This window comes from Brachybacterium sp., from assembly GCF_052095815.1.
GTDB lineage: Bacteria > Actinomycetota > Actinomycetes > Actinomycetales > Dermabacteraceae > Brachybacterium.
On the sequence record NZ_JBQDLF010000005.1, the window covers coordinates 93,958 to 106,067 of the forward strand.

General features: G+C 69.9%; 12 protein-coding genes. 1 reads left to right on the forward strand and 11 read right to left on the reverse strand.

The features are described from left to right. The first annotated feature begins 68 nt into the window (after nt 1–68). Nucleotides 69–1,520 carry a hypothetical protein gene (locus ACTH43_RS03655; protein ID WP_441443571.1) on the forward strand — a complete coding sequence of 484 codons (1,452 nt, stop codon included), beginning with the start codon at nt 69–71 and terminating at the stop codon, nt 1,518–1,520. Between the two features lie 87 nt (nt 1,521–1,607). Here the strand turns inward: ACTH43_RS03655 and ACTH43_RS03660 are convergent, their stop codons facing one another. The 11 genes from ACTH43_RS03660 to pyrH all read right to left on the reverse strand — a co-directional run bounded on the left by ACTH43_RS03660 (nt 1,608) and on the right by pyrH (nt 11,961). Next, complete coding sequence (locus tag ACTH43_RS03660; protein WP_441443572.1) at nt 1,608–2,339, reverse strand: AAA family ATPase; 732 nt, start codon at nt 2,337–2,339, stop codon at nt 1,608–1,610. A gap of 130 nt (nt 2,340–2,469) precedes the next feature. Beyond that, nucleotides 2,470–3,321, reverse strand: coding sequence for a GNAT family N-acetyltransferase (locus tag ACTH43_RS03665; protein WP_441443573.1), 852 nt, complete (start codon nt 3,319–3,321; stop codon nt 2,470–2,472). A 3-nt stretch (nt 3,322–3,324) separates the two neighbouring features. Next, a complete protein-coding gene (ispG, locus tag ACTH43_RS03670) occupies nt 3,325–4,485 on the reverse strand; it encodes a flavodoxin-dependent (E)-4-hydroxy-3-methylbut-2-enyl-diphosphate synthase (protein ID WP_441443574.1) in 1,161 nt (386 codons plus the stop codon). Nucleotides 4,486–4,601: 116 nt separating this feature from the next. Beyond that, nucleotides 4,602–5,945, reverse strand: a complete 1,344-nt coding sequence (locus tag ACTH43_RS03675) for a M50 family metallopeptidase (protein WP_441443575.1) — start codon at nt 5,943–5,945, stop codon at nt 4,602–4,604. A 2-nt stretch (nt 5,946–5,947) separates the two neighbouring features. Then, a complete protein-coding gene (dxr, locus tag ACTH43_RS03680) occupies nt 5,948–7,153 on the reverse strand; it encodes a 1-deoxy-D-xylulose-5-phosphate reductoisomerase (protein WP_441443576.1) in 1,206 nt (401 codons plus the stop codon). Beyond that, on the reverse strand, nt 7,150–7,698 hold the full coding sequence (locus ACTH43_RS03685; protein WP_441443577.1) for a DivIVA domain-containing protein: 549 nt from the start codon (nt 7,696–7,698) through the stop codon (nt 7,150–7,152). The genes dxr and ACTH43_RS03685 overlap by 4 nt, the downstream gene beginning before the upstream one ends. A gap of 97 nt (nt 7,699–7,795) precedes the next feature. Next, nucleotides 7,796–8,239, reverse strand: coding sequence for a DivIVA domain-containing protein (locus tag ACTH43_RS03690; protein WP_441443578.1), 444 nt, complete (start codon nt 8,237–8,239; stop codon nt 7,796–7,798). A gap of 18 nt (nt 8,240–8,257) precedes the next feature. Continuing rightward, nucleotides 8,258–9,574: a 23S rRNA (adenine(2503)-C(2))-methyltransferase RlmN gene (rlmN, locus tag ACTH43_RS03695; protein WP_441443579.1), complete on the reverse strand. Its 1,317-nt coding sequence runs from the start codon at nt 9,572–9,574 to the stop codon at nt 8,258–8,260. Next, nucleotides 9,571–10,470 (reverse strand): phosphatidate cytidylyltransferase, encoded by a 900-nt coding sequence (locus ACTH43_RS03700; RefSeq protein ID WP_441443580.1) that lies wholly within the window; start codon nt 10,468–10,470, stop codon nt 9,571–9,573. Before ACTH43_RS03700 ends, rlmN begins: the two co-directional genes overlap by 4 nt. Nucleotides 10,471–10,508: 38 nt before the next feature. Further along, nucleotides 10,509–11,075 (reverse strand): ribosome recycling factor, encoded by a 567-nt coding sequence (gene frr / locus ACTH43_RS03705; protein WP_441443581.1) that lies wholly within the window; start codon nt 11,073–11,075, stop codon nt 10,509–10,511. 133 nt (nt 11,076–11,208) lie between these two features. After that, a complete protein-coding gene (pyrH, locus tag ACTH43_RS03710) occupies nt 11,209–11,961 on the reverse strand; it encodes a UMP kinase (RefSeq protein WP_441443582.1) in 753 nt (250 codons plus the stop codon). Nucleotides 11,962–12,110: the final 149 nt, after the last annotated feature.

Below are 12,110 nucleotides of genomic sequence, written 5' to 3' on the forward strand. Positions count from 1 at the left end.
TCCGACGCCTCGTGCTGGTCACGGTGGTCCGTGCCGCCGGCTCCAGGGACGCTCGGTACCCTGACGGGATGCACCGGCGAGGACAGCGGGTCCCGGGCGCCCCCGGGACCCCGGGCACAGAGCCCAGGAATGCGGACGCGGAGACTCTTGCCCTCGGGCCCCGTTCCTCCCGTCGGCAGCTCCTGCGCGGGACAGGCGCAGCGGCCGCGCTCGGCGCGGTGGCCGCTGTCGGTGCTGTCGGCGCCGGGTCCCTCGCAGTGCTGCGTCAGGCACGCGCCGACGCCGATCCCCGCACGGTGATCCCGCTGTGGTCCGAGACCGTCGCCTATGACAGCGATGCCCGGCGGATGCTGGTGGGAGGGCGCGGCCTGAGGCTCGACATGGCCCCGGGCACACGGCTCGCCGCGAACCTGCCAGGTTCCTCCCCGATACGGGAACGGGCGATGGCGTTCGAGGTCGGCACCGCCGGCTGGCGTGCCGGTCTCGCAGAGCGCCTCGGCGCGCAGCCGCTCCTGCTCGACCTTGCCACGACGTCGCTGCAGGATCTCTGGATCCTCAGCGATGCCCTGCCGGCGCCGGTCGCGGGATGGAGCCGGTCGTGGCGCTTCATCTGGCCACGGGATGCTGCCTTCTGCGCGGTGGCGCTGGCACGGATCGGCCAGCTCGACCGGGCGGAGGATGTACTGGCTCACCTGCAGTCCCTGCAGGCGACCGATGGCTGGTTCGAGGCCCGGTACGAGCCGGGCACCGGGCGGGCACCGGATGGCCGACGGCGGCAGTTCGATGGCACCGGGCTGCTGCTGTGGGCGACCGCCGAGGTCGCCGACGCCGCAGACGCCGCTGACGCCACTGATGCCGCTGACGAGTCCCGTCGCGATGCGTTGCTCGAGCGGCTGTCCCCGATGATCGTCCGGTCCCTCAGTGCGCTGCGCTCGGCCACTCGCGAGGGCACCGGGCTGCCACCGGTCTCCCCCGACTACTGGGAGCGGCGCGAGCGGTCGGTGACGCTCGGCATCATGACGGCGACCTTGACCGGCCTGCAGGCGGGGGCCCGCCTCACCGACGAACCGGGAGCTCACCGCGCCGCCGAGACCTTCACCCTCCTGCTGGAGGAGACCTTCGGCCGCAGTGGCTATCAGCGCTATCGCCTGGGCGGCGGCGCTGATTCGGCGCTGGCCTTCCTCGATGCGACCGGCGTCCACGACGTCGCATCCCGGGTGCACCTGCTGGGGTTGCGGAGCGAGCTCTCCCGCCCCGGTGGTGGAATCGCGCCGGGGGCGTCGTGGCGCGAGGACGGCGTGAGCTGGACGCCCTCGACGAGCCTGCTGGCCCTCGCCCTCGCCCGCGCCGGGGAGCCCGACACGGCGATCGAGATCCTCCGCTGGCTCGCTGAGCATCGCACCGCAGCCGGGTCGCTGCCGGAGAAGGTGCTCTTCGACGGACGCCCCGCGGAGGTGGCGCCACTGGCCTGGACTGCGGCGAACGTGCTGCTCACGCTGGATGCGCTCGCTCTGCGCTGAGGCCTGGACAACAGGTCTTGGACGGCGGGGGCCGGCCGAGGGCATGTGATCGACGGACACCGGCCCCCGCGTGCCGGCTAGCCGATCTCAGCTGGAGGTGTCCCCTCTCTCGGGCCGCTCTGCCATCGAGCCCAGGCTGTGAGAGCTCAGGCTGTCGAGAATCTGCCCCGCTGCGTCTGCGGGAGCTGCGGTGGAGAGCTCCAGGCACAGCGCGTCCGCAGGCGGGGGCAGCATCGGCAGCTCGAGCAGCCCGCTGAGAATCTGCCAGTCGGTGAGTTTGTGCCGCTCGGCGCGTCCCGGGGCATCGACACGTGACTGAAGCACCTCGGGGGACGCGGCCATCCAGACCGGGACGAACCTCGCCCCACGTCGCTCAGCAAGGCTCCGCAACCGCTCCACATGCGCCGCGCCCTCCTCATTGTCGAGCAGCCAGACGGTGAACACGTGGCTGAGCTGGGCGGGAGCCGCCTCGGTGGCATCGAGGACGACCTCCCATACCCGCTCGCGCAAGGCGTCGGTCTGGGCGAGCTCCACCCCAGCCTCGCGGTGCATCCCCATCGGGACGAAGACCGCGTTGTTCACCAGGTGGTTGTCCACGACAATCGCCCCGCTGCGGCGCTCGAGCTCACGGGCGAGGGTCAGCTTGCCGACGGCCGGTGGGCCGACAAGCAGGAACAGCCGTGGCGCCGGGGCCTCCGGACCGTCGTCATTGCCGCTCGCAGGTGCAGATGCAGGTGCAGGTGCAGGTGCAGGTGCAGGTGCAGGTGCAGGTGCAGGTGCAGGTGCAGAGTCTGCGCTGGGGCCGGGTGCGGTGCTCATCGAAAAATCGTACGCCGCGATACCCCGCATCTGTCACCAGCGCACGACGGCCCGGGCGCGCGCAAGCGGAGCGCGGGCGCGGGCGGCAGCGCAGGCGGTCAGGCGGTCAGGCGGTCAGGCGGTCAGGCGGTCAGAACAGGATGGTGGTGAGCTCGCCGACCTGGTGGAAGCCGGAGGCGGCGTAGGCACGCCGGGCGGGCTCGTTGAAGTCGTTGACATAGAGCGAGACCTGCGGGGCGTGGTCACGGCGCACCTGGCGCACCAGCTCCGCCATCCCAGCCCGTCCGAGGCCTCTGCCCCGCTGGTCACGCCGCACCCACACCCCGTGGATCTGGGCGGTCGGGCCGAACAGCGAGCCGACGTCCGCTTTGAACAGCACCTCGCCGTCCTCGATGACGACATAGGTGCGGCGATTGCGGATCAGCTCCCCGATCCGGGCCCGGTAGGAGCGGCCGCCGTCACCGGCGAGCGGATCCACCCCCACTTCCTCGCGGAACATCGCGACCGCGGCGGGGAACACGATCTGCTCCTCGCCGGGGACTGCGGGACGCAGGCCGACCGGCGCGAGCTGCGGTGCGTCGACCGGATCGCCGGCGAGCAGCAGCGGCTGGCTCCAGCGGTATTCGCGGACGTCGGCCCCCCAGGTCGGAGCGAGCGGCTCCCAGAGACGCTGGACCGCCGCCCGGTCTCCGACCACGGAGCTCGCCCGTCTCGCCCGCGCGGCCATATGCCGTCCGAAGTCGTCCAAGGCGCGGTCGGTCGCGGACAACGGCGAGAGATTCACGCCGTGCCACAGCAGTCCTTCGGGCTGCTGTTCCTCCCCGGCCAGGGAGAACTCCTGGGACAGTGCAGCGGAACGTGCGGATTCCTGCAGCCGCGCACCCGCGAGCGCGTTGATGACGGGCTCGGTGAGCGCGAGCGCGAGCGCGGCGTCGAAGCTGCCGGAACGGACCGCGCGGACCCGTCCGCCGCGCCAGAACACGGGTCAGCCCACGGAGATGGACGGGGCGCCGGTGGAGGATTCGTCCTCTTCCATCTCGGCGGCGATCCGGTTGGCCTCGGCGAGCAGGGTCGGCACGATGTCCGCCTCGGGGACGGTCTTGATGACCTTGCCCTTGACGAAGATCTGGCCCTTGCCGTTGCCGGAGGCGACACCGAGATCGGCCTCACGGGCCTCCCCCGGACCGTTCACGACGCAGCCCATCACCGCGACGCGCAGCGGGACCTCGAGGTGCTTGAGCCCCTCGGTGACCTCGTCCGCGAGCTTGTAGACGTCCACCTGGGCGCGGCCACAGGAGGGGCAGGAGACGATATCCAGCTTGCGCGCCTTGAGGTTCAGCGACTGCAGGATCTGGATGCCGACCTTGACCTCCTCGACCGGAGGTGCGGAGAGCGAGACGCGGATGGTGTCGCCGATGCCCTCGCCCAGCAGGATGCCGAAGGCGACGGAGGACTTGATGGTGCCCTGGAAGGCGGGCCCCGCCTCGGTGACGCCGAGGTGCAGCGGCCAGTCACCCTCTTCGGAGAGCTGACGGTAGGCGTCGACCATGATCACGGGGTCGTTGTGCTTCACGGAGATCCCGAAGTCGTGGAAGTCGTGCTCCTCGAACAGGGAGGCCTCCCACTTCGCGGAGGCCACCAGCGCCTCGGGCGTGACCCGGTCGCCCTTCATCATGCGCTGGTCGATGCTGCCGGCGTTCACGCCGATGCGCAACGCGGTGCCGTGATCGTTCGCCGCCTTCGCGATGTCCTTGATCTGGTCGTCGAACCGGCGGATGTTGCCCGGGTTCACGCGCACCCCGGCGCAGCCGGCCTCGATCGCGGCGAAGACGTACTTGGGCTGGAAGTGGATATCGGCGATCACTGGGATCGGGGACTTCGCAGCGATCGCGACCAGCGCGTCGGCGTCCTCCTGGCGGGGACATGCCACACGCACGATGTCGCAGCCCGCCGCGGTGAGCTCGGCGATCTGCTGGAGGGTCGCGTTGATGTCATGGGTCGGGGTGGTGGTCATCGACTGCACCGTGATCGGTGCGTCGCCACCCACATAGAGGCTGCCGAGCTTGACCTTGCGGGTCTTCCGCCGGGGGGCGAGCACCGGCGGCGGCTGCTTGACGGACGGGATACCGAGGCTCACAGAAGTCACCCCTCCATTATGGACTCGTCAGCACGGCCGCGCGAGGCGAGGTGCGACACCTCCACCGCTCCTGCACTCCCGCCGTGGCACGGCGCACACCCCGCCCCCGGCTCCGCAGTGCCCCTTTACGGGAACAGCGTGATGGGCTTGACGATGTCCGCATACAGCAGCAGCACCGTCATCAGGATGAAGACGATCGCCACCGCGTTGGTCAGCGGGAGCATGCGGGACATGTCCACCGGCCCCGGATCGGGGAGCCCCCGCAGCCGGGCCAGCAGCCGCCGCGCCCCCTCGATCAGCGCCCCGGCCACGTGACCGCCGTCGAGCGGCAGCAGCGGGATCAGGTTGAACACGAACAGAGCCATGTTCAGCGAGGCGAGCATCGAGATCATGGTGCCGGTCTTCTCGCGCAGCTCGAAGCCGGGCTGATCGGCGGAGGCGACCTCGCCGGCAAGACGGGAGACGCCCACCACACCGAGGGGGCCGTTGGGGTCGCGCTCGGCGCTGCCGAAGGCCGCCTGGCCCACCTCCCACAGTCGCACCGGCAGGGTGATGACCAGCTTCCCGGTCTGGGTGAAGGCGGACCAGGCCATCTCGGGCACCGCTGCCGGGGACTGCGGCACCAGGTCCGGGGTGCCGGAGACACCGAGGAATCCGACCTGCTCGGTGACCAGGCCGCCGTCGGCATCCAGGACCACGGCGCCGTCCTCGTCCAGCACCGGGCGGGCGTCCACGATCATCGTCGCCTCGAGGTGCAGGGCTTCGCCGTCGCGCTCGACGACGACGTCGACGGTGCGGTCCTGCGCGCCCCTCACTGCGGTGGTGACATCGGACCAACGCGTGATCTCGTGCCCGTCGATCACCTGCAGGGTGTCGCCGGGACGGATCCCGGCCGCCAGCGCGGGGGCCGGCTCCCGGCCCTCGCAGGAGACGTCGGCCGGAGCGTCGGCGGGGACCACGCATTCGGAGACGGACTGGACCGTCGGGGTCACCGCCGGCAGTCCGATCCCACTGACCAGCACGACCATCAGCGCGACGGAGATCAGCAGGTTCATCGTGGGACCGCCGAGCATCACCACCAGCTTCTTCGGCACCGAGAGGGCGACGAAGGTGCGATGGGCGTCCTCCGGGCCGTACTGCGAGGACTCGTACTGCTTCGCCTCCTCGGACAGCTCGGTGATCTGCTGGAGCAGTCCGGTGGAGTCCTCGCGGATGGTGCCCTCGGGCTCCCCCTTGTGCGGCGGGTACATCCCGATCATGCGGATGTAGCCGCCCAGCGGGATCGCCTTGAGACCGTATTCGGTCTCCCCGCGGGTGCGGGAGAACACGGTGGGCCCGAACCCGATCATGTACTGGGTGACTCGGACGCCGAACAGCTTGGCGGGAACCAGGTGCCCGACCTCGTGCAGGGCGATGGAGAGGGCGAGCCCGGCGGCGATCACCAGGATGCCGAGCAGGAACAGCAGCACGCTCAGCGCTCCTGCGAGGAGATCAGCGTCTGGGCGGTCCCACGTGCCCAGGACTCGACGGCCAGCAGTCCTGCGACCCCGTCGGCGTGCGCGGCACGCGGACGCTCCGGGCGCTCGAGCACCTCGCGGATCAGCGCGGTGATGCCGAGGAAATCGAGGTGCCCCTCGAAGAAGGCGTCCACCGCCTCTTCGTTGACGGCGTTGTAGACGGCCATCGCGCCACCGCCCTCCCGGTGCGCAGCGCGGGCCAGAGCGATCGCGTCGAAGGTGTCCTCGTCGACCGGTTCGAAGGTCCAGGACTGGGCTGCGGAGAAGTCCAGCGCCGTGGCGAGGCCGGGGAGCTTCTCCGGGTGCGCGAGCGCCCAGCCGATGGCGTGGCGCATGTCCGGCGGGCTGGCCTGAGCGATCGTCGCTCCGTCGATGAGCGTGACCATCGAGTGCACGATCGACTGCGGGTGGACGACCACCTGCACCCGATCCTCCGGCAGGTCGAACTGGAAGCAGGCCTCGATCACCTCGAGCGCCTTGTTGACCAGGGTGGCGGAGTTGGTCGTGATCACGCGGCCCATCGACCAGGTGGGGTGGTTCAGTGCCTGCTCCGGGGTGACGCCGGCGAGCTGCTCGCGAGTCCACCCGCGGAACGGGCCTCCGGAGGCGGTGACCACCAGATGGTCGATCTGGTCATGGCGCACCCCGGCCAGGGCCTGCGCGATCGCGGTGTGTTCGGAATCGACGGGAAGGATCTGTCCGGGCGCCACGGCCTCGGTCACCAGGTGACCGCCCACGACGAGCGATTCCTTGTTGGCCAGAGCGAGCCGGGCACCGGAGGCGAGCACGGCGAGGGTGGGCAGCAGACCGACGGAGCCGGTGATGGCGTTGAGCACCACGTCCCCGTCACCGAGGGATCCCGCGAGGTCGATGACGGCGTCCTGCCCGGCTGCGATCCGCGGCGCGGGGAGGCCAGCGTCGCGGCAGGCGCGTTGCACAGCACTGTCGACCTGAGCGGCGTGGGCAGGGTCGGAGACCACCAGATGCTCTGGCCGGTGGGCGAGGACCTGCTCGGCCACCAGCTCTGGACGGGTGCCACCGACGGCGAGGCCGTGGACATGTGCGATGTCCGGGAAGCGGTGCAGCACGTCGAGCGCCTGGGTGCCGATGGATCCGGTGGACCCCAGCAGGACCAGCCTCCGCACGGGGGTGCTGGTCACGGAACGGAAGCCATCACGTCCGCGACATGGTCGAGGTAGACGTCCACCACGGCCTCGCGATAGCCGTCGGGACCCCGACGACGACCGAAGGCGGCGCGCCGCACGTCATCGACGCTCATCGGATGGCCGTCGGTGAAATAGGCGACGAGCTGGTCGCACAGGGCGTCGACATCTGCCTTGTCATAGGCGGCCTCCCCCTGTGCGGCCGGAGCGAAGCGATCCCCTGCAGGGCGTTCGAGGCGCTCCTTGAGCACCTCGGCCCGCTCGGTGAGCTGTGCGACCCAGGAGTCCTCGCCATGCTGGGTGATCGCGTCATCGCGGGCCTGCAGCGCGAAGGCATCCGAGAGCCGGTCCAGGGCCTCGTCCACCACGCGCATGTCGTAGCCGCCCCGCTCGGTGCCGAAGCTGGCCGCGGTGATGTCGCCCCCGCTGAACGAGGGGTCACGACCCTCATAGGCGGTGCGCGCGCGGGAGAGGAACTCGTCGACCTCGCGCATGTCGTATCCGACGCTGAAGCGCGAGACACGCTCGAACGATGTGCTCACCAGGTAGGTCCTTCCTCGGTGCTGACGGGGTCCCACTGTAACGGCGTGGGAGGGATGGGTCGGGGAGGCGTGCGGGGCAGTTGCCGCTGCGCCGCGCTCAGCGGCCGCGCAGGAGGCGGGAGAGGAAGCCCCTCTTCTCGGCGGGATGCGGGACGGGGTGTCCCGCTCCCCGCGCGGGCCCGGACTGAGCGGGAGCAGACTGTGCCGGAACAGACTGCGCGAGCCCGGACTGTGCAGGGTCCCTTAGTGCGGGGTTCCCCGCGGGCATGGCGTCCTGTGCAGGCGCGGCCTGCGCTGCGGCGCCGTCGGCAGCGAGCGCAACGAAGCGCGGTGCGAGCACATCGTCGAGGAAGGCGTCGACCTCGGCCATCTCGTAGGCCTCACAGAACCGGGTCGGGGTGAAGCGCATGTCCAGCACGCTCTCTGCGTTGACCGAGCCGTCGCCGGTCTTGAGCGCCTGCTCGCAGCGATCGAGGAAGTCATCGACCTCGGCCATGTCGTAGCCATCACGGAATCGGGTCGGGGTGAAGCGGACGTCCATCAGCTGTGCTCCTGGGAATCAGTCGGTGGCGGCCGCGATGGCCTCGACGCGGGCGACCCGCGCCTCACGATCCTCGCGGCGGGTGTCGGACTCGATCACTTCGGCCGCCAGCTGGCCGCAGGCACCATCGATGTCGGAACCGCGGGTGTCTCGGATGGTGGCGGAGATGCCGTTGTCCCGCAGGATCTCCACGAAGCGCTTCTCCACCAGCGGGTCCGACGCTGTCCACTTCGAGCCCTTGACCGGGTTCAACGGGATCGGGTTGACGTGCACCCAGTGGGCGCCGCCCTTGGCGATCAGCCGATCGGCGAGCAGCTGCGCCCGGTGCGCCTGGTCGTTGATGTCGCGAATCAGGGCGTACTCGATGCTGACCCGGCGTCCGGTGGTCTCGAAGTACTCCCAGGCGGCGTCGAGGATCTCGTCGATATCGAAACGGGTGTTGATCGGCACCAGCTCATTGCGCAGCGCATCGTCCGGCGCGTGGAGGGACACCGCGAGCGTGACCGGGAGCTTCTCCGCGGTGAGCTTGCGGACCGCGGGAGCCAGACCCACCGTGGAGACGGTGATGTGGCGAGCTCCCATGCCGAAGCCCTCCGGGGCGGGAGAGTTCAGACGCCGGCAGACGGTCGCCACGGGGCGGTAGTTCGCCAGCGGCTCCCCCATCCCCATGAACACGATGTTGTTCACGCGGCCGGTCCCGCCGGGCAGCTCGCCGCGGGCCAGCATCCGGTTGGCGATGCGCACCTGCTCGAGGATCTCGGCGGTCGAGAGGTTGCGCGTCAGGCCCATCTGGCCGGTGGCGCAGAAGGGGCAGTTCATGCCGCAGCCTGCCTCCGAGGAGATGCACAGCGTGTTCCGATCGCTGTAGCGCATCAGCACCGATTCGACCATGGGCCCGTCGAACAGCTGCCAGAGGAACTTCTGGGTCGCGCCGTGGTCGGCGGACTGCCGGGAGACCTGCGTCAGCAGCGGGGGGAAGAAGTGGTCGACAAGCTCCTGGCGCCCCTCCTTGGGCAGATCCGTGAGGTCCTCCGGATCGGTGGTGAAGTGCTCGAAGTAGTGCACGGAGAGCTGCTTGGCCCGGAAGCCGGGCAGGCCCATCGCCTTGACTGCCTCGACGCGCTCGGCGAGCGTGAGGTCGGCGAGGTGCACCGGCGGCTTGCCCCGGCGGGCGGGCTTCATCTGCAGCTGGCCAGGAGCCAGAGCGATCTTCTGCCCGGGGATCGCCTCACGGGAGAGGTCGGGATTGCGGGACAGCGCAACCGGCTCCGGGGCGGGCTTCCCTCCAGCACCGTTCTCGGTGGTTTTCTCCGGCGAATTCTCGGTGTTCTTCATGGCAGCAGTACCTCCAGCATGACGTAGGTGGTGGGGGCGGCGAGCAGGATCGAGTCGACCCGGTCCAGCACTCCCCCGTGGCCGGGCAGCAGATGGCCCATGTCCTTGATGCCCAGGTCGCGCTTCAGAAGCGACTGGGCAAGATCTCCGCAGGTGGAGACGACCACCAGCACGGCGCCGATGATGAGTCCGACCTCCACGGGGAGATCCAGGGCGAGGGTCCCGACGGCGGTGACCGCGGCGGTGCCCAGCAGAAGGGATCCGACGAATCCCTCCCAGCTCTTCTTCGGGCTGATCCTCGGTGCCATCGGATGCTTTCCGAACAGCACCCCGGCGATATAGCCGCCCACGTCGTTGCCGACCGGTCCGAGCACTGCGAGGAGCACCAGCATCGGACCCTGCTCACGGGCGAAGAGCAGCAGCAGGAAGCAGCCCAGGAAGGGAACCCAGGCCAGGGCGAAGACGCCGCCGGCCACGTCGCGCAATGCACTCAGGCCCATCGACTCGCTGACCCGCCACAGGATCAGCACGCAGACCGCGGCAGCGGTCGCCACCAGCAGCCCCTCGGCACCGAACACCACGGTGGAGACCACCATCCCGATCACGCCCACCAGGAGCGGGGTCGGTGGGAGCCGCAGCCCGCCCTCGGCGAGGGCACGGGTGAGCTCGAGAACGGCGAGGACCATCGCCACTGCGGCGACCACCGGGAAAGCCTGGGGCAGCACGAACACCGCCACGATCAGGATCGCTCCCAGACCCACCCCGACCGCGATCGCTGCGGGGAGGTTGCGTCCCGGCCCGCGCCGTTTCGCGTGCTCCTCGGAAGGTACGGCGATGACCGCCTCGTCCGGGGACGAGGCGGTCATCGCCGGGGCTGGCGCAGGTTCAGTGCTCACGGGCTGCATTCACCAGTTCTGAGATCGCGAGACGCGACTCAGACGGTCTCGAGCTCGGTCTCCTTGAGGCTGAGCGCCTCATCGATCAGTTCGATGTACTTCTTGGTGAGCGACTCGAGCTCCTTCTCAGCGCGGCTGCCCTCGTCCTCGCCGATCTCCTTGTCCTTGACCAGCTTCTCGATCGCCTTCTTGGCGTTCCCGCGGGATCCGCGCACCGAGACCTTGCCGTCCTCGGCCTTGTTCCGGGCGAGCTTGACGTAGTCCTTGCGACGCTCCTCGGTGAGGGCCGGCAGGACCACGCGCAGGTTGTCGCCGTTGTTGGTGGGGTTCACGCCGAGGTCCGACTCGCGCAGCGCCGACTCGATGGCGGTCGTGGCGGTCTTGTCGAACGGGGTGACGATGACGGTGCGGGCTTCCGGGAACTGGAGCGAGGCCAGCTGGTTCAACGGGGTCGGCGCGCCGTAGTAATCGGCGGTGATCCCCTGGAACATCGCGGCGTTCGCCCGACCGGTGCGGATCGCGGTGAACTCGTCCTTGGTGACCTCCACGGACTTCTTCATCTTGGCCTCGGCGTCCTTCAGGATGCTCGGGGTGTCGTCGCTCACGGGGTGCTCCTCAGTTCTGAGTGGGTTTGCCTTGTCCATTGTCCCGCACCGTCAAGGGCCTGGGCGAGGCCCGCGGGGTGCGGAGCTCCCGGCGTGTCGGTGCCTCGAAGCACCGGGTCGCGCCGGGCCGATGTCACTTGGTGACGACCGTGCCGATCCGGTCGCCGCGCATTGCACGGGTGATGTTCCCGGGCGTGTCCAGTCCGAAGACCATCATCTGCTGACCGTTGTCCATGCACAGGCTGAACGCGGTGGAGTCCACGACCTTCAACCCGCGCTGGAGAGCATCGTTGTAGGTGACGTGATCGAGCTTCTTCGCGTCGGGGTTCGTGCGGGGGTCGGAGTCGTACACCCCGTCGACGCCGTTCTTCGCCATCAGCACCTCTTCGCAGCCGATCTCCAGCGCCCGCTGGACGGCGACCGTGTCGGTGGAGAAGTACGGCATCCCGGCACCAGCGCCGAAGATGACGACGCGGCCCTTCTGGAGGTGGCGGACTGCGCGCAGCGGGATGTACGGCTCGGCGACCTGGCCCATCTCGATCGCGGTCTGCACCCGGGTGGAGACTCCTCGCTGCTCCAGGAAGTCCTGCAGGGCGAGGCAGTTCATCACGGTGCCGAGCATGCCCATGTAGTCGGCACGACGCCGGTCCATGCCGCGCTGGGAGAGCTCCGCACCGCGGAAGAAGTTGCCGCCTCCGACGACGATGGCGCACTCGATGCCCTGGGCGACGCCCTCGGCGATCTCGCCCGCGACTCGGGCGACGACGTCGGGATCGACGCCGACGGCTCCTCCGCCGAATGCTTCTCCGGAGAGCTTCAGGAGGACGCGACGCCCATCCTCTCTCTTCGGGAGAACGGGTATCGGTGACGTGAACGTCTGGGTCATGTCGGTCCTTCCGCGCTGGGTCCTCGGTGATGATACCGGCGCGGGGCCCCCCCCCACGGGGGGGGGGGCGGGGGGGGGGGGCCCCCACACCCAGGCCCCCCCGGGCGGTACCAACACGGAAACGGCCCCGCGGGGGGGTGGGGACCCCA